Here is a 21,695-nt window from a genome sequence, read left to right on the forward strand (position 1 = left end):
ACGGGTCAGACGCGCACACCCACGGGTCAGAAGGGGTACCAGCGGACTCCGGGGTCCTCGTTCCGCAGCGACGCCACCCTGCGTTCGAACTCGGCCAGCGCCTTCGGGTTGCTCGGCGCGTGCTGGGCCACCCAGGCACAGCTCGCGGTCTCCCGGGCGCCGCGCAGGACCGCACAGCCGTCCCACTCGCGCACGTCCCAGCCGTAGGTCGCGGTGAAGGCGTCGTACGCCTCGGCGGGCAGCCCGTAGCGGTCCCGGCTCAGCGCCATCACCACGAGGTCGTGCTCGCGCAGGTCGGCGGAGAAGGTCTCCAGGTCGATCAGGACCGGCCCGTCGGGACCGACGTGCACGTTGCGGGGCAGTGCGTCCCCGTGGATGGGTCCCGGCGTCAGCCGCGGGGTGAGCGCGGCGGCGGCCGACGCGAAGCCGTCCCGGCGCTCGCGCAGATACGCGGCGTCCGCCGGGTCGATCACGTCGCCCGCCAGGCGCAGCCAGCGTTCCACACCGCCCAGCAGTTCGCGGGGCGGCAGCTCGAAGGAGGAGGGGAGGGGCAGCTCGTGGACCAGCCGGAGCAGCGCGGCCACGTCCCGGGGCTCGGTGGGCCGCACGGGGTCGGGCAGCCGCCGCCACACGGTCACCGGGTGCCCGTCGACGATCAGCGCCGTCGGCTCGGCCGCCCGCACCGCCGGCACGCCCGCCTCCTCCAGCCAGAGCGCGACGGCCAGTTCCCGGCGCGCCCGTGCGAGGAGTTCGGCGTCGCGGCCCACCTTGACCGCCAGGCCGCCGGCGGCGAACACCGCGTTCTCGCCGAGGGCCAGCAGCCGCGCCTCCCGCGCCGGCCCGGGCAGCACGTCCGCCGCGGCCAGCACCTCCCGCGCCCGTGCCTCGTCCATCGTCTCGCGCCTCCGTGCCCTCGGTGTGCTCTGTGTCCCGCCGGTCGCGGTGTTCCCGCCGTCCGTCGGTCAGTGTCGCATTCGCACAGGTGGGAGCGTGTACGCGGGCCCTTGACGGGACACGGTCACTTCACGACCATGGCCAGGCCCGTCCGGCCCGCGCAAAGGGGTTGATTACGTGACATTGGTGACCGAGTCGAGGAGACCGGCGCGCAGTGCGCCCGGCCCGGACCGTCCACGGGGCGGACCGGACCACAGTGCCTGGTTCCTGGTGCTGCCCGCGCTGATCCCGATTCTGGTCCTCAGCGTCGGGCCGCTGCTCTACGGCATCCTGCTGGCCTTCACCGACGCCCAGTCGGGCCGCACGGAGCCCACCGAGTGGATCGGCGCCCTGAACTTCCGGGACCTGCTGCACGACACGCTGTTCTGGGAGTCGTTCCGGATCGGCCTGGTGTGGGCCGTCGGGGTGACGGTCCCGCAGTTCCTGCTCGCACTCGGCCTCGCCCTGCTGCTCAACCAGAACCTCCGGCTGCGCTGGGCGGCCCGCGCCCTCGCGATCATCCCCTGGGCGATGCCCGAGGTCGTCGTCGGCATCATGTGGCGGCTGGTCTACAACCCGGACGCCGGCATCCTCAACGAGACCCTGCGCGACCTCGGCCTCGGCAACGGCCACGACTGGCTCAGCGGCCTCGGCACCGCCCTGCCCGCCGTCGTCGTCGTCGGCGTCTGGGCCGGCATGCCGCAGACCACGGTCGCCCTGCTCGCCGGACTCCAGAACACCCCGCGCGAACTGCACGAGGCGGCCGCCGTGGACGGCGCGGGCGCCTGGCGCCGCTTCCGCACGGTCACCTGGCCCGCCCTCAGACCCGTCGCGCTCGCCATCACCGCGCTCAACCTCATCTGGAACTTCAACTCCTTCGCCCTGGTCTACGTGCTGACCAACGGAGGCCCCGGCGGCCGCACCCGCCTGCCCATGCTCTTTGCGTACGAAGAGGCCTTCCGCTACGGCCAGTTCGGCTACGCGGCGGCGATGGGCTGCGTCATGGTCGCCGTGATCTCGATCCTGCTGGCCGTCTTCCTCGTCGGCCGGCTCCGCGGCGGAACCAAGGGAGGTGACGAGGCGTGAGAACCTCGACCGGGGCCCGCGTGGGCCAGTACGCCGCGCTGCTCGCGTATCTGGTCTTCCTGGCCTTCCCGTTCCTCTGGCTGATCTCCATCGCGTTCAAACCGCCGCGCGAGCTGGCCAGTCTGCACCCCACCTGGATCCCGGAGCACCCCACCCTCGACAACTTCCGGCAGGCCTTCGACGAGCAGCCGCTGCTGCGCGCGGGGCTCAACTCCCTGCTCGCCGCGCTCGGCGCCGCCGTGATCGCGGTGCTGATCGCCACCCCGATGGCGTACGTCATGGCCCGCCGTCGCGGCCGGCTCACCAAGGCCGCCACCGGGTGGGTCGTGGTCAGCCAGGCCTTCCCCTTCGTCCTGCTGATCATCCCGCTGTTCCTGGTCCTCAAGAACCTCGGCCTGATCAACTCGGTCCCCGGCCTGGTGATGGTGTACGTCGTCTGGTCGCTGCCGTTCGCCCTGTGGATGCTCGCCGGATACGTCCGCGCCGTGCCGCGCGAGCTGGAGGAGGCGGCCGCCGTCGACGGCGCCGGACGGCTGCGGACCCTCGTCTCGGTGACCGCGCCGCTGCTCGCCCCGGGGATCGTGGCGACGGCCCTGTTCGCCTTCATCACCGCGTGGAACGAGTTCTTCTTCGCACTGGTGCTGCTGAAGACCCCGGAGAAACAGACGCTGCCCGTGATCCTCACCCACTTCATCGGCGCCGAGGGCGTCGCCGACCTCGGACCGCTCGCCGCGGCGGCCTTCCTCGCCACGCTGCCCTCGCTGCTCGTCTTCGCCCTCATCCAGCGGCGGATCACGGGCGGCATGCTCGCCGGGGCGGTGAAGAGCTGATGACGCGGACGCGTACGAGGATCCTCACCCTGTTCGCCTGTGCCGTCCTGCTGCTCGCGGGCTGCTCGGGCGGCGGCGACGGGGCGGACGACGGCCGGATCACCCTCCGCTTCCAGTCCCTGGCCTGGCAGGACGAGTCGGTGAAGGCCAACAAGGAACTGGTGCGGGAGTGGAACGCCGGCCACCCCGACGTGCGCGTCGAGTACGTCCAGGGCAGCTGGGACAGCGTCCACGACCAGCTCCTCACCTCCTTCGAGGGCGGCGAGGCGCCCGACATCATCCACGACGCCTCCGACGACCTCGCCGACTTCGCCTACGGCGGCTACCTCGCCGACCTCACCGAACTGCTGCCCGCGCGGCTGAAGTCGGACATACCGGAGCGCAGCTGGGAGACGGTCGCCTTCGGCGACGGCATCTACGGCGTGCCGTTCCTCCAGGAGCCGCGGGTGCTGATCGCCAACGCGACCCTGCTGAAGGAGTCGGGCGTGCGGATACCGACGCCGGAACACCCCTGGACCTGGCCGGAGTTCCGGCAGGTGACGAAGGAGCTGAGCGGCGACGGGACGTACGGGGTGGCCTGGCCGCTCAAGGAGCCCGTGTCCGCCACGCTCAACCTCTCCCTGTCCACCGGCGGAAAGCTCTTCCACCGCGGCGCCGACGGCAAGGTGACCGTCCGCTTCGAGACGGGTGACCAGGTGGTGCCCCGCACCGTCCACGACCAGGTCGACACCGACCACAGCGCCTCGCCCACCACCCTGGGCAGCGGCGGCTCCGACACGCTGCCCGGCTTCTTCGCGGGCAAGTACGCGATGGTGCCGCTCGGCTTCTCCTACCGCCAGCAGATCGAGCAGCAGGCCCCCGAGGGCTTCGACTGGCAGGTGCTGCCCGCCCCGGCCGGTGCCGACGGGCTCGCCCAGGGCGTCAGCCCGCAGACCCTGTCGATCGCCGAGGACAGCCCGCACAAGAAGGAGGCCGCCGCGTTCGTCGACTTCCTCCTCCAGCCGGACAACATGGTGCGCCTCGCGCTCGGCGACTGGATGCTGCCCACCGGTGAGCAGGCCCTGAAGGATCCCGCCCTGCACACCGACGAGCACGGCTGGGCCACCGGCACCGCCCTCGCCGAGCACCTGCGCCCGGCGCCCGCGCAGTCCGTACGGGGCTACGCCGAGTGGAAGGACAAGGTGGCGACCCCGGCGCTCCAGGAGTACTACAGCGGGGCGATCGGCATGGAGGACCTGCGCCACAGACTCGAGGAGGACGGCAATCTCGTCCTCGCCCGCTACCAGCGCTGACGCCGCCCGCGGGCGGTCCGCCGAGGGCCGCCCGCGCGAAAACCGGTTGCCCGCCGGGCGCCCGCCCGCCTAGCGTCGCGTCCGTGGCAGCTTTCAACGCGATCTTCAACTCCGGTCTCGGCCGGGGCTGCACGTACTCCATCAGGATGCGGCGCGGACCCGGAGCCCTGACCGGCCCGGGGTCCCCCCGCCGCTGACGCACCCGACGCGCCCGACGCGTCCCCTGCGCGTGCGGCGGGGCTGAGCCTCCGCGTTCCTTTTTGCCTTCGTCTTCCGGTCAGGGCCTTCGGCTGCCCTTTTCCCCTCCTGTCACGGAAGACAAGGACCGCAGGCCATGGCCCGCCCCACCCAGCGTGCCCGCACGCTCTCGCAGAACTTCCTCGCCGACCGCTCCACCGCCGAGCACGTCGCCCGGCTCGCCGCCGCCGACCGCTCACGCCCTCCCCTCGTGCTCGAGGTGGGCGCGGGCAAGGGCGCGCTCACCGAGCCGCTCGCCCGCCGCAGCCGCGAGCTGCACGCCTACGAGATCGACCCACGGCTCGTCCCCGGACTCCGCGCACGTTTCGCGCGCAGCCCGCACGTCCGCGTCGTTCCGGGTGACTTCCTCGCCGCCCGGCCACCGCGCACACCGTTCTCGGTCGCCGGGAACGTGCCCTTCTCACGCACGGCCGACATCGTCGACTGGTGCCTGACCGCGCCCGGCCTCACCGACGCGACCCTCATCACCCAGCTCGAGTACGCCCGCAAACGCACCGGCGACTACGGCCGCTGGACCCTGCTCACGGTCCTGACCTGGCCACGGCACGAGTGGCGGCTGGTGGGCCGGGTGGGCCGCCTCCGCTTCCGCCCGGCGCCGCGCGTCGACGCCGGCATCCTCCGCATCGAACGCCGTCCCGTCCCCCTGATCGGCGCCGCCGCCGGACACGGCTGGGCGGACCTGGTCGAGCTGGGGTTCTCGGGCGTCGGCGGCTCACTGCACGCCTCCCTGCGGCGCGCCCACCCACGGCGCCGGGTGGACGCGGCCTTCCGTGCCGCGCGGCTCGACCCCGGCGCACTCGTCGGCGAGGTCGCGCCCGAGCGGTGGCTGCGGCTGCACGAGGAACTGGCGCCGTGAACCGAAAGGAGTCCCACGAGATGAATCCGAAGGAGCCGCACGGGATGAACCCGAAGGAGTCCCACGGGATGAACCCGAAGGAGTCGTGCGAGATGGACCCGAAGGAGCCGCACGAGATGAACACCGAGGAGCCGCACGAGATGAACCGAAAAGAGTTGCACGAGACGTCTCGTCTCGCGTACGGTCGTGGCATGACCAGTCGCCCCGCGCACATCGCCATGTTCTCCATCGCCGCCCACGGCCACGTGAACCCCAGCCTGGAGGTGATCCGCGAGCTCGTCGCACGAGGGCACCGGGTGACGTACGCGATCCCGCCGCTCCTCGCGGACAAGGTCGCCGAGACGGGCGCCGAACCCAAGCTCTGGAACAGCATCCTGCCCGGCCCCGACGCCGACCCGGAGGCGTGGGGGAGCACCCTGCTGGACAACGTCGAGCCCTTCCTCGACGACGCGATCCAGGCACTCCCGCAGATCGCCGAGGCCTACGAGGGCGACGAGCCGGACCTGATCCTGCACGACATCGGCTCCTACCCCGCCCGCGTCCTCGGCCGCCGCTGGAACGTGCCCGTGATCTCCCTGTCGCCCTGCATGGTCGCCTGGGAGGGGTACGAGCAGGAGGTCGGCGAGCCGATGTGGGAGGAGCCGCTGAAGACCGAGCGCGGGCAGGCGTACTACGCCCGCTTCCACGCCTGGCTGGAGGAGAACGGGATCACCGACCACCCCGACCCGTTCGTCGGCCGCCCCGACCGCTCCCTGGTGCTGATCCCCAAGGCGCTCCAGCCCAACGCCGAGCGGGTGGACGAGAAGGCGTACACCTTCGTCGGCGCCTGCCAGGGGGACCGCAGCGCCGAGGGCGAGTGGACGCGTCCCGAGGGCGCGGAGAAGGTCGTCCTCGTCTCCCTCGGGTCGGCCTTCACCAAGCAGCCCGCGTTCTACCGGGAGTGCGTCAAGGCCTTCGGCGAGCTGCCCGGCTGGCACACCGTGCTCCAGGTCGGCCGGCACGTCGGCGCCGCCGAGCTGGGCGACGTACCGGACAACGTGGAAGTGCGTTCCTGGGTACCGCAGTTGGCGGTCCTCCAGCAGGCCGACCTGTTCGTCACCCACGCGGGCGCGGGCGGCAGCCAGGAGGGACTGGCGACCGCCACCCCGATGATCGCCGTACCGCAGGCCGCGGACCAGTTCGGCAACGCCGGCATGCTCGAGGGCCTCGGCGTCGCCCGTACCCTCGCCACCGAGGAGGCCACCGCCGAGGCGCTGCGCACCGCCGCCCTCGCCCTGGTCGACGACCCGGAAGCGGCGGGGCGGCTGAAGGAGATCCAGGCGCAGATGGCCCAGGAGGGCGGCACCCGGCGGGCCGCCGACCTCATCGAGGCGGAGCTGGCCGCGGCGCGCGTCTGACCCGGCACAACAAGGCCGGAGGGCCCGTCGGTTCCCCCGGAACCGACGGGCCCTCCGGCCTTGGCGGCGAACCGGTCAGACCCCGACCGGTTCGCCCCGCTCCCCGCGCTCGCCCTGGCCGTCCCGGACCGTCGGCGCGATCGCCTCGGGCGACTCGTCGTGGGTCAGGTCGGGCAGCCGGTGCAGCCACTTCGGCAGGTACCAGTTGCGCTCGCCGAGCAGCGACATCACGGCCGGCAGCAGGACGCCCCGGATGATCGTCGCGTCGATCAGGACCGCCGCCGCCAGGCCCACGCCCATCTGCTTCATCGACTGCATGGACAGCGTGCCGAAGATGGCGAACACCGCGACCATGATGACGGCGGCACTGGTGACGACGCCCGCCGTGGTGACCACACCGTGCTGGATCGCGTCCCGGGTGCTCCGCCCGCGCAGCCGCGCCTCGCGGATCCGGGAGACCACGAATACGTGGTAGTCCATCGACAGGCCGAACAGGATCACGAAGAGGAACAGCGGCAGCCACGTGATGATGGCGCCCACGCCCTCGGCGCCCACCAGCGAGGCGCCCCAGCCGTGCTGGAAGACGGCGACCAGGATGCCGTACGCCGCGCCCACCGACAGCAGGTTGAGCACGATCGAGGTGAGCGCGACCGTCAGCGAGCGGAAGGACAGCAGCATCAGCAGGAAGGCGAAGACCACGACGAAGGCGAAGACCGGCAGGACCGACCCGACGAGCTGGTCGTTGAAGTCCTTGTTGCCCGCCACCTGACCGGTGATCGGTGCCTCGACGCCGTCGACCTTCCCCAGCGTCGCGGGCCGTACCTCGTCGCGCAGCTTGTCCAGGCTCTCGCCCGCCTTGTCCTGGTCGGAGCCGCCCACCAGCGGGACGTACACCAGCGCGACGTTCTGCTCGTCGTGCATCGTGATGTCCACCGGGCCGCGCGACGCACCCGAACTGACCGCCCGCTCCCGGAAGTCGGCGAGCGCCGCCCGCACCTCGGGCGCGTTGATGTCGTCGGCCTTCACCACCACCTCGGCCGGGTCGGAACCACCCGGGAAGGCCTCGTTGACCCGGTTGTACGTCTGCACGATGGGCAGCGAGTCGCCGAACTCCTGGTCCAGTGTGAGGTTCTGCGTCTTCATGCCCAGCGCGGGCGCGGCGACGGCCAGCAGCGCGCCGACGGCGACCACGGCGGCGAGGAGCGGCTTGGCCAGTACGCGCTTGAGCACCGCCGTCCAGAACCGGCTGCCCTCACTGGTGCCGCCGCTCGGCCGGCGCCGGCGCAGGAACGGCACGCGGCCCTTCTCCACCCGCTCGCCCAGCAGGGACAGCAGCGCCGGCAGGACCGTCACCGAGCCGACCATGGCCACCGCGACCACCATCAGCGAGGCCAGGCCCATCGCCTCGAACTCGGCGATGCCGGTGAACAGCATGCCCGCCATCGCCACGCACACCGTGACACCGGAGACGACGATCGCCCGGCCACTGGTGGCGGCGGCGATCCTGAGCGCCGTCTGCGCGTCCCGGCCGGCGGCCCGCTCCTCGCGCTCGCGGCGCAGGTAGAACAGGCAGTAGTCGACGCCGACGGCCAGACCGACCAGCAGCATCACGGAGTTGGCGGTCTCGCTCATCGGCTGGACGTGGCTGACCAGGCCCATCAGGCCCATCGTCGCGACGATCGCGGTGATCGCCAGCGCCACCGGGACCAGCGCCGCCACCAGCGCGCCGAACGCGACGAGCAGGATGCCGAGCGCCACCGGCACCGCCGAGTACTCGGCCTTCTTGAAGTCGTCGCCGAACGCGTCGTCGAACGTCTTCATCATGCTGGCGCCGCCGATCTCCTCGATCCGCAGCGCGTCGTGCTCCTTCTGGACGCCCTCGACCGCCTTCAGCACCGGCTCGACCCGCTCGCCCGCGGTGTCCGCCTCGCCGCGCATGTCGAACTGCACCAGCGCGCTGCGGCCGTCCTTCGAGATCGTCTTGGCGTCGTAGGGCGAGGTGACGCCCGTGACCTTCCCGGTCTCCTCCACCGCCGCGACGACCGCGTCGACCGCGGCCCGGAACTCGGCGTCCGTGGCCTTGACGCCGCCGTCCTTCGCCTGGATCAGGACGGTCTCGCCGGCCGGCTCGTCGATCCCGGCGTCCTCGACGATCCTGGCGGCGGTGTGCGTCTCGCCGCCCATCTGGTCGCTGTCCTTGACGTCGACCCGGCCGGCCGCCGAACCGAGCCCCATCGCCAGGACGACGAACAGCACCCAGATCCCGACGGCGGCCCACCGGTGCCGGGCGCTCCAGCCGCCCGCCCGGGCGGCTATGCCCCGCACCCGTGTCTCTCGGTTCCGCATGACCGGCCTGCCCCCTCATGAGCGGTGCCGGCCCCCTGCCGCCACCTTGCGTTTCGAAGGTATGGGCCGCATAAGGCCGTCGCGTCGTGCTCTCCGGTGACGTGCGGCGGCGTCGCACTCATCCCTCCGTACCGCCGCACTCACCGCTGAGGAGGATCCCGGCCCCTTACATCTACCGGGCGATCCCAGGGGCGTTGATCAGGGTGCGGTGGCGTGCCGGAGCCTTTTGGAAGAGTTGTTGATTAAGTCACAGGCGTGTGTAGTGGTTGAACCCCGCGCACCGCATCGGCGAGAGTGACGCGCACGTGCGCCCGGCGCGCGGACCCGGCCGTCGTGCCCGCCCCCACGGGGCACGACGGCCGTTCTATGGTGTGCGGATGACGACCATGTACGCGGCCCTGCTGCGCGGGATCAACGTGGGCGGCAGCCGGAAAGTCCCGATGGCCGACCTCCGCGCGCTGCTGACCTCCCTCGGCCACGACGCCGTACGCACCCATCTGCAGAGCGGACAGGCCGTCTTCGCGTCCGGCCACGGCGACGAGGACACCCTGGCCGCGGAACTGGCGGAGGCGATCGAGAAGCGGTTCGGCTTCCCCGTGGACGTGATCGTGCGCGACCACGCCTATCTGAAGGGGATCGTCGAGGCGTGCCCGTTCCCGGCCGCCGAGCTGGAGGGCAAGCAGCTGCACGTCACCTACTTCTCCGCGCCCGTCGACGCGGACCGCTTCGCGGCGATCGACGCCCCGGCCTTCCACCCCGAGGAGTTCCGCCTCGGCGACCGCGCCCTGTACCTCTACGCACCGGACGGCCTGGGCCGCTCCAAACTGGCCGAGGCCCTCGCCAAACCCCGCGTCAACAAGGGCCTGATCGCCACCAGCCGCAACTGGAACACGGTCACCAAGCTGGTGGAGCTGACGGGCGCCTGACGAGTTCCCGGTCTCAGGCCCCGACCGCCAGCGCCACCGGCACCCGCGCCGCGTCGTACCGCTCCAGCAGGACCCGCGCCACCTCCGGCGCGGGACCCAGGACGTCCGCCAGCACGTCCGCACCGGCCGCGCCCCGGGCGATACGGTCCGGCAGGAAACCCGGCGCCAGGACGTACGGGGCGACGGCGACGCGGGCACAGCCCAGCTCGCGCAACCGCCGTACCGCGTCCTCGGTGCGCGGAAGGGATGCGGAGGCGAACGCAGGCCGCACGGCGCACCAACCGGTGTGCCGCCACTCCCGCGCGATTTCAGCGATCACTGCGATCGCCTCCGGGTCGGAGGACCCCGCCGAGGCCAGCACGACCCCGGTCGAGGACTTGTCGGCGGGCGTCAGGCCCGCCTCGTACAGGCGCCGTTCCAGCGCCGAGACCAGCAGCGGCGAGGGGCCGAGCACCTCCGCCTGCCGGATCCGGAGCCGCGGCGGCGCCGCCGCCAGCACCGCCGGGATGTCCGACTTGGCGTGGAAGGCGCGCGTCAGCAGCAGCGGGAGCGCCACGACATCCCGCACCCCCTCCGTCTCCAAGGACTCCAGCACGCCCTGCACCGAGGGCACGTTGAAGTCCAGGAAGCCGGTCTCCACCCGTACGTCCGGACGCAACGCCCTGACCCGGCGGACCAGGGCGTGCACGGTCGCGGCGTGCCGCGGGTCGCGGCTGCCGTGGGCGATGACGAGAAGCACCGGCGTGGACATGGCGTACCTCAGCCCTTCACCAGCAGGCCGCGGCTGCGCAGGACCCAGCGCTCGAGCGGGCTGAAGATGAGCAGGTCGATGGCGATGCCGACGGTCAGGATGAGGAGGATGGCTTCGAAGACCATGGCCATGTCGCTGGCGTTGCGGCCGTTCTCGAGGAGTTGTCCCAGGCCGACGCCGAGGTCGGGGAAGGAGGCGATGATCTCGGCGGCCATCAGGGAGCGCCAGGAGAAGGCCCAGCCCTGTTTGAGGCCGGCGACGTAGCCGGGGAGTGCGGCGGGCAGCACGATGTGCCAGGTTCCCTTGAGTCCGGTGGCGCCGAGGGTGCGGCCGGCGCGGAGGAAGATCGGGGAGACCTGGTCGACGCCGGAGACGAGGCCGTTGGCGATGGAGGGCACGGCGCCGAGGAGGATGACGGCGTACATCATCGTGTTGTTCAGGCCCAGCCAGATCACGGCGGGCGGCACCCAGGCCACCGACGGCAGGGACTGGAGGCCGGAGAGGATGGGGCCGATGGCCGCGCGGACGAACTTCACGCGGGCGACGAGGAGTCCCAGCGGGGTGCCGATGAGGAGGGCGAAGCAGAAGCCGAGCAGGCCGCGGGAGACGCTGGTCCAGATGTAGCCGAGCAACTCGCCCTGGAGCCAGGCCTGGTGGACCACGTCCCACACGTCGGAGGGGGCGGGCAGCTTGGTCGGATCGTCGACGATCTCGAAAGAGACCAGGCCCTGCCACACCGCCAGCACGAGGAGCACGGCGACGGTGGGCGGCAGGACCTTCTCGACCAGGGTCTGCCGCAGTGGGGTGCGTCCCTGCTGCACCGACTCCAGTGCGTCCAGGCCCGCCTCCAGACCGGCGAGGTCGCCGTTCTCCTTCGCGGGACGCGTCGTGTCAGTGCTGGCCATGGCGGCGGATCTCCCCACGCAGTTCTTCGGTGATCTCGACGGACAGCTCGGCCACGGCGGTGTCCTCGATGCGGCGCGGCTGCGGGATGCCGACCGTCCACTCGCGCGCGACGCGTCCGGGGCGGGAGGACAGCAGGACGACCCGTTCGGCCAGGCGTACGGCCTCGCGGACGTTGTGGGTGACGAAGAGGACGGACAGCTGCGTCTCGCGCCAGATGCGGGTGAGCTCGTCGTGCAGGACGTCGCGGGTGATGGCGTCCAGTGCGGCGAAGGGCTCGTCCATCAGCAGCAGCTTGCTCTCCTGGGCGAGCGCGCGGGCCATCGCGACGCGCTGGCGCATACCGCCGGACAGCTCGTGCACCCGCTTGCCGTATGCGCCCTTGAGGCGGACGAGTTCGAGCAGTTCCTCGGCCTTGTCGCGGCGGTCCGTCTTGGGCACGCCGCGCAGTTTCAGGGCGAGTTCGATGTTCTTGCCCGCGGTCAGCCAGGGGAACAGGGCGTGCTCCTGGAACATCAGGGCCGGTCGCCCGTCCGTGGTGATGCCGCCCGCGCTGGGCTTGTCCAGGCCGGCCACCAGGTTGAGCAGCGTTGACTTGCCGCAGCCGGAGGCGCCCAGGAGGGTGACGAACTCGCCGGGGGCGACATCGAGGGTGATGTCGTCCAGGACGAGCTGCTGCCCGGCGGGGCCCGCGAAGGACTTCGAGACGTGCTCGATCCGGGCGGCGTACGTGGCCGGCTCGATGCCGTCGGCGGCCTTGGCGAGGGTCGTGGTCGTGGCCATGGTCGTCACCTCCTGGGTGGTCGGGTTCCGGGTGGGTGCTCTACTCGACGCCGAGTCCGGCGTCGTCGACCGGGGGCTTGCCCTTGGCCTTGAGGACCTTGTTGAGCAGGGTGAGGTCGTAGATGCCGTTCAGGTCGGGCTGCTCGAGGAGGCCGGCCTTCACGGCGTGGTCCGCCTCGGCGTCGAGGGTGGCGGCCAGCGGGTCGTCGGTGACCCTGATCGATTCCCACGCCGGGTCCAGGACGTCGGCGGGCAGGGCCTTGCCGGAGTCCTTCTCCAGCTGGGCGTTGGCCGCGGCCTTCGCCTCGTCGGGGTGGGTGGTGATCCAGGCGTTGGTGTCGACCGACGCCTGGAGGACTGCTTCCACGGCCTTGGGGTGCTCGTTGAGGAACTTCTGCGACACGATGATGTTCGTGATCACGAACTTCTCGTCCGGCCACAGTGCCGACTCGTCGAGCAGGACCTTGCCGCCCTCGGCGACCAGCCGGGACGCGGTCGGCTCGGGCACCCAGGCACCGTCGACGGAGCCGGACCTGTAGGCGTTCGGGGTGACCTTGTTGTCGCTGCGGACGACGGTGACGTCGCCCTTGCCGCTCTGCGCGTCGACCTTCCAGCCCTGCTCGGCGATCCAGTTGAGGAACGCGACGTCCTGGGTGTTGCCCAGCTGCGGGGTGGCGATGCGCTTGCCCTTGACGTCCTCGAGGGTCTTGATCTTGTCCGGGTTGACCACCAGCTTCACGCCGCCCGAGGCGGAGCCGCCGACGATGCGCAGGTTCCTGCCGCCGGACTTGGTGTAGCCGTTGATCGCCGGGGACGGGCCGATCCAGCCGATGTCGATGGAACCGGAGTTCAGCGCCTCGATCTCGGACGGACCCGCGTTGAAGACCGCGTACTTGGCCTCGGTGCCGCCCAGCGCTTTTTGGAAGAAGCCCTTCTGGTTCGCGACCAGCGGGGTGGCGTGCGTGATGTTGCCGAAGTACCCGATCCGGACGGAGTCGAGACCGTCGGTCTTCTCGGCGCCCGCGGCGATCTTCGCCGTGTCGTCGTCCTTCGCCTGCGAGCCGTAGCCGCAGGCGGCCAGCGTCAGCAGGGGAAGGGCGGCTATGACCGCCAGCGTGCGGCGCAGGGCGGAGGTGGCAGGCACGGGAGGGGTTCCTCTCGTTGGTCCGGCACGCACGCCTGTCGGTTCGTCCGAGGTGTCAGGTCGTGGCCGGGAGGTCGGCAGGTCTTCGGCTGTGGAGGGTGAGGGCGCGCGAGCGGTGCGCGTACGTCAGCGCGCACATCGCGCCACTCCGCCCTGCCCGCTGCCGAGGAAGCCGCTGCCGACGCGGCCGCCCTCCTTGGCGAACGTGGAGTAGAAATCGGGGGAACCCATGCTCAGAAGTCCCACCCGTCGGCTTCGGCCGCGTCCTTGACCGGTTCCGGCGCGGCGAAGGACTCCCCGGCCATGCCTGCGGTGAGGGTGGTGCCGTCGGCGGGGTCGATGAGGATGAAGGAGCCGGTGCGTCGGGAGTCGGCGTAGGAGTCGGCGGGCAGGGGTTCGGCGGTGCGGATCTTCACCCGGCCGATGTCGTTGGCGACGAGCTGCCCGGGGTGCGGGTGCAGGGAGAGGTCGTCCAGGGTGAGCCGGGCGGGGATGTCCTTGACGATGGCCTTCACCGTGCGGGTGCCGTGTTTGAGCAGGACCCGGTGGCCGACGGTGAGGGGCGCGTCGGCGACGTGGCAGACGGTGGCTTCGACGTCCTGGCTGGTGGCCGGGGCGTCCTCGCGGGGCACGATCAGGTCGCCGCGGGAGATGTCGATGTCGTCCTCGAGCAGCAGTGTCACCGACTGCGGTGTCCAGGCGGCCTCGACGGGGGTGCCGAGGAGGTCGATGCCGGACACGGTCGAGGTGCGGCCGGAGGGCAGCACGGTGACCTCGTCGCCGACACGGAAGGTACCGGCGGCGATCTGGCCCGCGTAGCCGCGGTAGTCGGGATGCTCGGCGGTGCGCGGCCGGATCACGTACTGCACCGGCAGCCGGGCGTGGCAGTGCGCCAGGTCGTGGCTGACCGGCACGGTCTCCAGGTGTTCGAGGACGGTGGGGCCGCCGTACCAGTCCATGACCGACGACGCCTCCACCACGTTGTCCCCGGCGAGTGCGGAGATGGGGATGGCGGTGACCTCGGGGACGCCCAGTTCGGTGGCGTAGGCGGTGAACTCCTCGGCGATGGCCGCGAACACGGACTCCTGGTAGTCGACCAGGTCCATCTTGTTGACGGCGAGGACGACGTGGGGGACGCGCAGCAGGGCGGCGATCGCGGCGTGGCGGCGGGTCTGCTCGACGACGCCGTTGCGGGCGTCGACCAGGATGACGGTGAGTTCGGCGGTGGAGGCGCCGGTGACCATGTTCCGCGTGTACTGCACGTGCCCGGGGGTGTCGGCGAGGATGAAGCGGCGGCGGGGGGTGGCGAAGTAGCGGTAGGCCACGTCGATGGTGATGCCCTGCTCGCGCTCGGCCCGCAGGCCGTCGGTGAGCAGCGCGAGGTCCGGGGCGTCCTGGCCGCGGCCGGCGGAGGCCCGCTCGACGGCCTCGAGCTGGTCGGTGAGGACCGACTTGGAGTCGTGCAGCAGCCGGCCGACCAGCGTGGACTTGCCGTCGTCGACCGACCCGGCGGTGGCGAACCGCAGCAGCGTCGACTCCGACAACTGCCACACCGACACCGGCTCGACGGGCTCTTGGGTGCTGGTCATGGTTAGAAGTACCCCTCGCGCTTGCGGTCTTCCATCGCGGCCTCGGACATCTTGTCGTCGGCCCGCGTCGCACCGCGCTCGGTGAGCCGGGTGACGGCGATCTCCGCGATGACCTTCTCGATGGTGTCGGCGCCGGAGTCGACGGCGCCGGTGCAGGACATGTCACCGACCGTGCGATAACGCACCCGCCGCTTCTCGATCGTCTCGCCGTCCTTCGGCCCGCCCCACTCACCCGCGGTCAGCCACATCCCGGAGCGGGCGAAGACCTCGCGCTCGTGGGCGTAGTAGATCTGCGGCAGCTCGATGCCCTCCCGGGCGATGTACTGCCACACGTCCAGCTCGGTCCAGTTCGACAGCGGAAAGACCCGGACGTGCTCGCCGGGGGCGTGCCGGCCGTTGTAGAGGTTCCACAGCTCGGGGCGCTGGCGGCGCGGGTCCCACTGGGAGAACTCGTCCCGCAGCGAGAACACCCGCTCCTTGGCCCGCGCCTTCTCCTCGTCGCGGCGCCCGCCGCCGAAGACCGCGTCGAACTTCTCCGCCTGGATCCGCTCCGTCAGCGGCAGCGTCTGCAACGGATTACGGGTCCCGTCGGGGCGCTCGCGCAGCACCCCGCGGTCGATGTAGTCCTGCACGGAGGCGACGTGCAGCCGCAACCCGTGCCGCTCGACCGTGCGGTCGCGGTACTCCAGGACCTCGGGGAAGTTGTGCCCGGTGTCCACGTGCAGCAGCGAGAACGGCACCGCCGCCGGCGCGAACGCCTTCAGCGCCAGGTGCAGCATCAGGATCGAGTCCTTGCCGCCGGAGAACAGGATCACCGGCCGCTCGAACTCGCCCGCCACCTCCCGGAAGATGTGCACCGCCTCCGATTCGAGGGCGTCCAGGTGGGAGAGGGCGTACGGACCCGCCGTGCCCTCCCGCGCCGCTTCGGCGGTCGTCGTCATGCCAGTCCCCTTTCGGTGAGCAGGGCGTGGACCGCCGCGGCGGACTCCTGAACGGTCTGGTCCTGCGACTCGATGCGCAGGTCGGGCTTGACGGGCTCCTCGTAGGGGTCGTCGACCCCGGTGAGGCCGGTCAGCTCGCCCGCGGCCTGCTTGGCGTACAGGCCCTTCACGTCGCGCACCGAGCACACCTCCACGGGCGTGGCCACGTGCACCTCGACGTACGCCGTGCCGTTCGCCTCGTGACGCCCGCGCACCGCCTCCCGGCTGTCCGCGTACGGCGCGATCACCGGGACCAGCGCCGTCACACCGTTGCGGGCGAGCAGTTCGGCGACGAAACCGATGCGCTGCACGTTGGTGTGCCGGTCCGCGCGGTCGAAGCCGAGGCCCGCGGAGAGGAACTCGCGGATCTCGTCGCCGTCGAGCAGTTCGACGCGCCGGCCCTCCTCACGGAGGCGGTCGGCCAGCTCGCGGGCGATCGTGGTCTTGCCGGCGCTGGGCAGCCCCGTGAGCCAGACGGTGGCTCCGGTCGTCACGTGGTTCTCCCTGGATCTCGATGGTCCGGTGGTCGTCGGCCCAGTGGCCGTCGGTCCCTTGGTGGTCGTCATGTCAGCCGTGCAGCCCGCACTCGGTCTTCGAGCGGCCCGCCCAGCGTCCGGCTCGGGCGTCCTCGCCCTCCAGCACACGACGGGTGCAGGGCGCGCAGCCCACGGAGGCATAGCCGTCCATCAGCAACGGGTTGGTGAGGACGCCGTGCTCGGTGACGTACGTTTGCACATCTTCCTGTGACCACTTGGCGATGGGCGAGATCTTCACCTTGCCCCGCTTCTCGTCCCAGCCGACGACCGGCGTGTTCGCCCGGGTCTCCGACTCGTCGCGGCGCAGCCCGGTCGCCCAGGCCAGGTAGCCCCTGAGCCCTTCTTCCAGCGGCTTCACCTTGCGCAGCGCGCAGCACAGGTCGGGGTCGCGGTCGTGCAGCCGCGGGCCGTACTGGGCGTCCTGCTCGGCGACCGTCTGGCGCGGGGTGAGCGTGATGACGTTCACGTCCATCACGGCCTCGACCGCGTCGCGGGTGCCGATGGTCTCCGGGAAGTGGTAACCCGTGTCGAGGAACACCACGTCCACGCCGGGCAGGGCGCGGGAGGCGAGGTGGGCGACGACCGCGTCCTCCATGGACGAGGTCACGCAGAACCGGTTGCCGAACGTTTCTGCCGCCCACCGGAGGATCTCCAGCGCGGAGGCGTCCTCCAGCTCGCGGCCCGCCCGCTCGGCGAGTGCCTTGAGTTCCTCGGTCGTACGTTCTTCCTGAACCGCGGTCATGCCGGTTCCCCTCCCGTGGAGTTGGGCTGAAGGCCCCGGGCGAGCAGCCCGAGGAACTTCACCTGGAATGCGCGGTTGCAGGCCCCGCATTCCCAGGCGCCGTGGCCCTGCTCACCGGGACGCAGGTCCTCGTCGCCGCAGTAGGGGCAGTAGAAGGGCGCGGCGCGCTCGCTCACGACAGGGCCTCCTCGGAGGCCCGGGCCGCCCAGGCGGCGAAGCGCTCGCCGTCCTCGCGCTCGGCCTGGAAGCGGGTGAGGACACGCTCGATGTAGTCCGGCAGCTCGTCCGAGGTCACCTTCAGGCCGCGCACCTTGCGGCCGAAGCTCGGCTCCAGGCCGAGGGCGCCGCCCAGGTGCACCTGGTAGCCGCCGACCTGCCGGCCCTCGGCGTCGGTCATCAGCTGGCCCTTGAGGCCGATGTCCGCGGTCTGGATGCGGGCGCAGGCGTTCGGGCAGCCGTTGATGTTGATGGTGATGGGCTCGTCGAACTCGGGCATCCGGCGCTCGAGTTCGTCCATCAGGTCGCTGCCGCGTTCCTTGGTCTCCACGATGGCGAGCTTGCAGAACTCGATGCCGGTGCAGGCCATCGTGCCGCGCCGGAACGGCGAGGGGTTGACCCGCAGGTCGAGCGCCTCCAGGGACTCCACGAGCGAGTCGACCCGGTCGCCGGGCACGTCGAGGACGATCATCTTCTGCTCGACGGTGGTGGAGACCCGGCCCGAGCCGTGGTTCTCGGCCAGCTCGGCGACCTTGGTGAGCACGGAACCGTCCATGCGTCCCACGCGCGGCGCGAAGCCGACGTAGAAGCGGCCGTCCTTCTGGCGGTGCACACCGATGTGGTCGCGCCACTGCTGCGCGGGCATCTCGGGCGCCGGGCCGTCGATCAGCCTGCGGCCCAGGTAGTCGTCCTCGAGCACCTGGCGGAACTTCTCCGGGCCCCAGTCGGCGACCAGGAACTTCAGGCGGGCGCGGTTGCGCAGCCGCCGGTACCCGTGGTCGCGGAAGATCGAGGTGACGCCCTCCCAGACGTCCGGGACCTCGGCCTCCGGCACCCAGGCGCCCAGCCGCACACCGAACTTGGGGTTGGTGGACAGTCCGCCGCCGACCCACAGGTCGAAGCCGGGGCCGTGCTCGGGGTGGACCACGCCGACGAAGGAGATGTCGTTGATCTCGTGGGCGACGTCGAGCAGCGGGGAACCGGAGACCGCGGTCTTGTACTTGCGCGGCAGGTTGGAGAAGCGCGGGTCGCCGAGGTAGCGGCGGGCGATCTCGTCCAGGGCGGCCGTGCCGTCGATGATCTCGTCCTCGGCGACGCCGGCCACCGGGGAGCCGAGCATGCCGCGCGGGCAGTCGCCGCAGGCCTCGGTGGTGGACAGGCCGACGGCCTCGAGACGTTCCCAGATGCTGGGCACGTCCTCGATGCGGACCCAGTGGAACTGGATGTTCTGCCGGTCGGTGATGTCGGCGGTGCCGCGGGCGTAGGTCTCGGAGAGCTCGCCGATGGTCCGCAGCTGCTCGGTGGTGAGCCGGCCGCCGGTGACGCGGACGCGCAGCATGAAGTACTCGTCCTCGAGCTCCTCCGGCTCCAGCAGGCCGGTGCGGCCGCCGTCGATGCCGGGGCGGCGCTGCGTGTACAGGCCCCACCAGCGGAAGCGTCCGCGCAGGTCGTTGGGGTCGATCGAGTCGAAACCGCGCTTGGAGTAGATCGTCTCAATACGTGTCCGAACGTTGAGACCGTCGTCGTCCTTCTTGAACTGCTCGGCACCGTTGAGCGGGGTGAAGTGTCCGGCCGCCCACTGGCCCTCGCCGCGGTGACGGCTCACCTTGCGGCGGGGGCTCGCGGCAGCAGGCTTCGGCGGAGTGGCGGCCATGGTTGACACGTCCTTCGGGAACAGCATCGAGTGGGGGTCGGCGCGCAGCGCCGTCGATGAGGGGCGGTGGTCGGGTGGCGGGTGGGAGGCTCTGACCTGCGCGCATGGCGCATGGCACTACGTGGGCGTACGTAGGGATACGTGGGACACGCGTGCGCGTCATTGCGCGGGAGCGAGGTGAATGCGGGGGATCCGGAGGTGCTGGAGGGTGCTCTCAGCGGCCCGGACAGATGGCGCTGGACATGCGGCCGAGGTCGACGTGCCGCCGACTCACCAAGGCAATTCCAGTTCCAGGCATGACGGAAGATTGGCACGGCGATCTGGACCAGGTCCAGCTTAATCCAAAATGTGGACACCCTTGTCTCGTACAGCGAGACAAGGGTGTCGTTGGTCACACGAGCGGCGGCCCGTCGGCCGGACGGCCGAAAACAGACGTGTCGGCGCAGGTCAGGCGGGGAAGGCCCCGGGCCACGGACCCGGAGTGGCCACGTCCGCCTCCTCCTCCACCTTGGTGTCGAACAGGCGGAAGCCGCGGCGCTGGTAGTTGTCCATGGCGTACTCGCCGTCCTTGCTGCACGTGTGCAGCCAGACCCGCTTGGTGGTGGCCAGCCCCGGCCAGCGCTCCGCGAGGTCCCAGGCGCGGGCGGTGCCGTACGAGAGGAGATGGCCGCCGATGCGCCGGCCGCGGAAGGCCGCGATCAGGCCGAAGTACTCGATCTCCACCACCCCGTCGTCGCCGGGCGTCAGCTCCACGTATCCGGCGGGCGTGCCGCGGTCGTGGGCGACCCAGGTCTCCACGCCCGGCCGCTCCAGATGCTCCCGCCACCGCGCGTGGCTCCAGCCGAGCCGGTCCGTCCAGCGGATGTCGCCGCCGACCGAGGCGTACAGGAAGCGGCTGAACTCGGGGGAGGGCACCTCGGCGCGGACGATCCGCACGTCCCCCTCCGGGGCGGCGGCCGGCAGCAGATCGGTGGGCGCCGTCTGCTCCAGGGACCACGTGGTCACGGCGATGTTGGTCATGCCGGTCAGGGAATCATCCGCTCCGCGGATCTGTCGATTCCCGCCCGCGCGGGCCGGTGCGCCGCCCGCACCCGCGACGGCGGGTCAGTCGAGCGCGTCCTCGATCGACGACAGCGGCAGTGCGAACAGCATGCGGCCGGACTGGGACCAGACCTCGCCGGTCCGCTCCGAGTAGGACAGCGAGCCCGCCGGTCCGCTCCAGCACTGCTGCGACCGGTCCGCGCCGCACTCCGAGGCCCGCGCGCCCTCCCGGTCCTGGCGCCACAGCGTCCCGCGTCCGTCCTGCCCGCCGGCCGCGCGTCCCAGGTACCAGTCGGTCCGGGCCGTGCCCGGCGGGTGGTACGACAGCACGCCGCCGACCTCGGCCGCCCCGGTCTCGTACGCCTCCACCGCGTTCACGTGCCCGGTGGGGTCGGTGACGGGCAGCCCGCCGCGCTCGACGTCGGTGGTGGGGCGCAGCGCGTAGCGCCACAGCCGGGTGGGCCGGTCGCCGTCCGCGTCGACGTGCTCGCTCGCCACCAGGCTGTCGGGGGTCGTGCCGCGGTCCAGGGAGATCGCGCCGGGGCGGGCCGCGTCGTCGGTGTCGGGGAGCCGGTAGGAGGCGATGGCGGGGAGCACGTACCGGTGGCCGCCCGCCGCCCAGCCGCCGGGCACCCGGCCGACGGCGTCCGCCGCGGTGGTGGCGCGCTGGATGCGCTGCACGTCGTACACGTAGAGCGCGTCGCGGTCCCCGGCGCCCGCGGTGACCAGCAGCTTGTCCTGGTACCAGACCATGCCGGTGACGGGGGAGGCGAGCCCCCGGTAGTCGTGGCCGCCGTCGACCGGGACGGCGAGGAGTGCCGAGGTGTAGCCGAGCCGGCCGGGGTCGTCGGCGTTGACGAAGGAGACCCGGGCGAGACCGCCCTGGGGCGTGCCGTCGTCGAGGGACCAGGCGGAGAGGATGACCCGGTGGCCGGCCCAGCGGCCGTCCTCCTCGGCCTCTCCCGAGGTGGTGACCGCGCCGGGGCGCCAGCCGTCGGTGTCGGCCTCGTCCCAGCAGTAGGCGCGGGTGGCGGCGGGGGAGACCGGCAGCGACTCGCGCTCCCCGGCCGTGCAGTCGGCCCCGTCGCGCAGCGTGCGGTCGGCGGAGTCCAGGACGGTGTCGACGCCCACCGGGTCGCCCATCGCGGCGGAGAGCCGGTCGAGCCATTCCGCCGGCACCCGGCGCTCGGTCAGCCGCAGCGCGTCGGTGTCGGCGGCGGAGGTGAGGGGCTTGAGGGTGCCGGGGTCGTCGGCGACCGTGGCCTGCGAGGCGCTGATCAGCGTGGCGGCACCCGTCAGCGCGAGGGCCGCGCCGGTCAGGGCGGCGCGCAGCGCCCTGCCCCGTCTGCGCCGGCGGTGTCTGCCGCGCTGCTTCATAGAACCTCCACGGACACCGGACCAACTGTGCTCGACGGTGGTCGCGTTGACCGAG

21 protein-coding genes are annotated in these 21,695 nt (G+C 71.7%); 6 read left to right on the top strand and 15 right to left on the bottom strand.

All coding sequences use genetic code 11. The features are described from left to right. Positions 1-26 precede the first annotated feature (26 nt). A complete protein-coding gene (locus Sco07f_RS10345; protein WP_108987633.1) occupies positions 27-893 on the bottom strand; it encodes a phosphotransferase enzyme family protein in 867 nt (288 codons plus the stop codon). 178 nt (positions 894-1,071) lie between these two features. Here Sco07f_RS10345 and Sco07f_RS10350 point away from each other — a divergent pair, with 178 nt between their 5' ends. The 5 genes from Sco07f_RS10350 (at position 1,072) to Sco07f_RS10370 (ending at position 6,652) form a co-directional block, all read left to right on the top strand. Continuing rightward, positions 1,072-2,019, top strand: a complete 948-nt coding sequence (locus Sco07f_RS10350) for a carbohydrate ABC transporter permease (protein ID WP_108987634.1) — start codon at positions 1,072-1,074, stop codon at positions 2,017-2,019. Continuing rightward, complete coding sequence (locus tag Sco07f_RS10355; RefSeq protein ID WP_042821841.1) at positions 2,016-2,849, top strand: carbohydrate ABC transporter permease; 834 nt, start codon at positions 2,016-2,018, stop codon at positions 2,847-2,849. The genes Sco07f_RS10350 and Sco07f_RS10355 overlap by 4 nt, the downstream gene beginning before the upstream one ends. Further along, on the top strand, positions 2,849-4,141 hold the full coding sequence (locus Sco07f_RS10360) for an ABC transporter substrate-binding protein (protein WP_108987635.1): 1,293 nt from the start codon (positions 2,849-2,851) through the stop codon (positions 4,139-4,141). Before Sco07f_RS10355 ends, Sco07f_RS10360 begins: the two co-directional genes overlap by 1 nt. A 334-nt stretch (positions 4,142-4,475) precedes the next feature. After that, the gene (gene erm(O), locus Sco07f_RS10365) at positions 4,476-5,255 is read left to right on the top strand and encodes a 23S rRNA (adenine(2058)-N(6))-methyltransferase Erm(O) (protein ID WP_108987636.1); all 780 of its coding nucleotides are present in this window, start codon (positions 4,476-4,478) and stop codon (positions 5,253-5,255) included. 140 nt (positions 5,256-5,395) lie between these two features. Continuing rightward, entirely contained in the window at positions 5,396-6,652 is a 1,257-nt protein-coding gene (locus Sco07f_RS10370) for a glycosyltransferase (RefSeq protein ID WP_108987801.1), read from the top strand. A gap of 75 nt (positions 6,653-6,727) precedes the next feature. Here the strand turns inward: Sco07f_RS10370 and Sco07f_RS10375 are convergent, their stop codons facing one another. Continuing rightward, positions 6,728-8,998: an MMPL family transporter gene (locus Sco07f_RS10375; RefSeq protein WP_087789156.1), complete on the bottom strand. Its 2,271-nt coding sequence runs from the start codon at positions 8,996-8,998 to the stop codon at positions 6,728-6,730. A gap of 377 nt (positions 8,999-9,375) precedes the next feature. Between Sco07f_RS10375 and Sco07f_RS10380 the strand changes: the two genes are divergently transcribed. Then, complete coding sequence (locus Sco07f_RS10380) at positions 9,376-9,924, top strand: DUF1697 domain-containing protein (protein ID WP_042821843.1); 549 nt, start codon at positions 9,376-9,378, stop codon at positions 9,922-9,924. A gap of 13 nt (positions 9,925-9,937) precedes the next feature. Here Sco07f_RS10380 and Sco07f_RS10385 read toward each other — a convergent pair whose 3' ends face one another. The 13 genes from Sco07f_RS10385 to Sco07f_RS10445 all read right to left on the bottom strand — a co-directional run bounded on the left by Sco07f_RS10385 (position 9,938) and on the right by Sco07f_RS10445 (position 21,640). Further along, a complete protein-coding gene (locus tag Sco07f_RS10385) occupies positions 9,938-10,675 on the bottom strand; it encodes a sirohydrochlorin chelatase (protein ID WP_007387808.1) in 738 nt (245 codons plus the stop codon). Positions 10,676-10,683: 8 nt separating this feature from the next. Next, the gene (locus tag Sco07f_RS10390) at positions 10,684-11,580 is read right to left on the bottom strand and encodes an ABC transporter permease (RefSeq protein ID WP_108987637.1); all 897 of its coding nucleotides are present in this window, start codon (positions 11,578-11,580) and stop codon (positions 10,684-10,686) included. Continuing rightward, positions 11,567-12,361: an ABC transporter ATP-binding protein gene (locus tag Sco07f_RS10395; RefSeq protein WP_108987638.1), complete on the bottom strand. Its 795-nt coding sequence runs from the start codon at positions 12,359-12,361 to the stop codon at positions 11,567-11,569. The genes Sco07f_RS10390 and Sco07f_RS10395 overlap by 14 nt, the downstream gene beginning before the upstream one ends. A 40-nt stretch (positions 12,362-12,401) precedes the next feature. After that, entirely contained in the window at positions 12,402-13,505 is a 1,104-nt protein-coding gene (locus Sco07f_RS10400; RefSeq protein ID WP_108987639.1) for an aliphatic sulfonate ABC transporter substrate-binding protein, read from the bottom strand. 233 nt (positions 13,506-13,738) lie between these two features. After that, positions 13,739-15,094: a sulfate adenylyltransferase subunit 1 gene (locus tag Sco07f_RS10410; protein WP_108987640.1), complete on the bottom strand. Its 1,356-nt coding sequence runs from the start codon at positions 15,092-15,094 to the stop codon at positions 13,739-13,741. A 2-nt stretch (positions 15,095-15,096) separates the two neighbouring features. Further along, a complete protein-coding gene (gene cysD / locus Sco07f_RS10415; RefSeq protein WP_007387814.1) occupies positions 15,097-16,035 on the bottom strand; it encodes a sulfate adenylyltransferase subunit CysD in 939 nt (312 codons plus the stop codon). Then, positions 16,032-16,640: an adenylyl-sulfate kinase gene (gene cysC / locus Sco07f_RS10420; protein WP_167468062.1), complete on the bottom strand. Its 609-nt coding sequence runs from the start codon at positions 16,638-16,640 to the stop codon at positions 16,032-16,034. The genes cysD and cysC overlap by 4 nt, the downstream gene beginning before the upstream one ends. Position 16,641: 1 nt before the next feature. Next, positions 16,642-17,352 carry a phosphoadenylyl-sulfate reductase gene (locus tag Sco07f_RS10425; protein ID WP_108987642.1) on the bottom strand — a complete coding sequence of 237 codons (711 nt, stop codon included), beginning with the start codon at positions 17,350-17,352 and terminating at the stop codon, positions 16,642-16,644. Continuing rightward, positions 17,349-17,528 carry a hypothetical protein gene (locus tag Sco07f_RS10430; RefSeq protein ID WP_007387817.1) on the bottom strand — a complete coding sequence of 60 codons (180 nt, stop codon included), beginning with the start codon at positions 17,526-17,528 and terminating at the stop codon, positions 17,349-17,351. The genes Sco07f_RS10425 and Sco07f_RS10430 overlap by 4 nt, the downstream gene beginning before the upstream one ends. After that, complete coding sequence (locus tag Sco07f_RS10435; RefSeq protein ID WP_007387818.1) at positions 17,525-19,222, bottom strand: nitrite/sulfite reductase; 1,698 nt, start codon at positions 19,220-19,222, stop codon at positions 17,525-17,527. Before Sco07f_RS10435 ends, Sco07f_RS10430 begins: the two co-directional genes overlap by 4 nt. 214 nt (positions 19,223-19,436) lie before the next feature. Next, a complete protein-coding gene (locus Sco07f_RS41225; protein ID WP_309475039.1) occupies positions 19,437-19,520 on the bottom strand; it encodes a putative leader peptide in 84 nt (27 codons plus the stop codon). A 149-nt stretch (positions 19,521-19,669) separates the two neighbouring features. Then, on the bottom strand, positions 19,670-20,242 hold the full coding sequence (locus Sco07f_RS10440; RefSeq protein WP_007387819.1) for a GNAT family N-acetyltransferase: 573 nt from the start codon (positions 20,240-20,242) through the stop codon (positions 19,670-19,672). Positions 20,243-20,326: 84 nt separating this feature from the next. After that, a complete protein-coding gene (locus tag Sco07f_RS10445; RefSeq protein WP_108987643.1) occupies positions 20,327-21,640 on the bottom strand; it encodes a hypothetical protein in 1,314 nt (437 codons plus the stop codon). Between the last annotated feature and the right edge of the window lie 55 nt (positions 21,641-21,695).

This window comes from Streptomyces coelicoflavus (assembly GCF_003112555.1).
In the GTDB taxonomy this organism is placed as follows: Bacteria; Actinomycetota; Actinomycetes; order Streptomycetales; family Streptomycetaceae; genus Streptomyces; species Streptomyces coelicoflavus.

What these genes read in the sequence shown, in the direction of transcription:
- Sco07f_RS10345 (WP_108987633.1), bottom strand. Translation starts at nt 893, where the DNA reads ATGGACGAGGCACGGGCGCGGGAGGTGCTGGCCGCGGCGGACGTGCTG.
- Sco07f_RS10360 (WP_108987635.1), top strand. Translation starts at nt 2,849, where the DNA reads ATGACGCGGACGCGTACGAGGATCCTCACCCTGTTCGCCTGTGCCGTC.
- Sco07f_RS10370 (WP_108987801.1), top strand. Translation starts at nt 5,396, where the DNA reads ATGAACCGAAAAGAGTTGCACGAGACGTCTCGTCTCGCGTACGGTCGT.
- Sco07f_RS10375 (WP_087789156.1), bottom strand. Translation starts at nt 8,998, where the DNA reads ATGCGGAACCGAGAGACACGGGTGCGGGGCATAGCCGCCCGGGCGGGC.
- Sco07f_RS10380 (WP_042821843.1), top strand. Translation starts at nt 9,376, where the DNA reads ATGACGACCATGTACGCGGCCCTGCTGCGCGGGATCAACGTGGGCGGC.
- Sco07f_RS10385 (WP_007387808.1), bottom strand. Translation starts at nt 10,675, where the DNA reads ATGTCCACGCCGGTGCTTCTCGTCATCGCCCACGGCAGCCGCGACCCG.
- Sco07f_RS10390 (WP_108987637.1), bottom strand. Translation starts at nt 11,580, where the DNA reads ATGGCCAGCACTGACACGACGCGTCCCGCGAAGGAGAACGGCGACCTC.
- Sco07f_RS10395 (WP_108987638.1), bottom strand. Translation starts at nt 12,361, where the DNA reads ATGGCCACGACCACGACCCTCGCCAAGGCCGCCGACGGCATCGAGCCG.
- Sco07f_RS10410 (WP_108987640.1), bottom strand. Translation starts at nt 15,094, where the DNA reads ATGACCAGCACCCAAGAGCCCGTCGAGCCGGTGTCGGTGTGGCAGTTG.
- cysD (WP_007387814.1), bottom strand. Translation starts at nt 16,035, where the DNA reads ATGACGACGACCGCCGAAGCGGCGCGGGAGGGCACGGCGGGTCCGTAC.
- cysC (WP_167468062.1), bottom strand. Translation starts at nt 16,640, where the DNA reads ATGACGACCACCAAGGGACCGACGGCCACTGGGCCGACGACCACCGGA.
- Sco07f_RS10425 (WP_108987642.1), bottom strand. Translation starts at nt 17,352, where the DNA reads ATGACCGCGGTTCAGGAAGAACGTACGACCGAGGAACTCAAGGCACTC.
- Sco07f_RS10435 (WP_007387818.1), bottom strand. Translation starts at nt 19,222, where the DNA reads ATGGCCGCCACTCCGCCGAAGCCTGCTGCCGCGAGCCCCCGCCGCAAG.
- Sco07f_RS41225 (WP_309475039.1), bottom strand. Translation starts at nt 19,520, where the DNA reads ATGCCTGGAACTGGAATTGCCTTGGTGAGTCGGCGGCACGTCGACCTC.
- Sco07f_RS10440 (WP_007387819.1), bottom strand. Translation starts at nt 20,242, where the DNA reads ATGACCAACATCGCCGTGACCACGTGGTCCCTGGAGCAGACGGCGCCC.
- Sco07f_RS10445 (WP_108987643.1), bottom strand. Translation starts at nt 21,640, where the DNA reads ATGAAGCAGCGCGGCAGACACCGCCGGCGCAGACGGGGCAGGGCGCTG.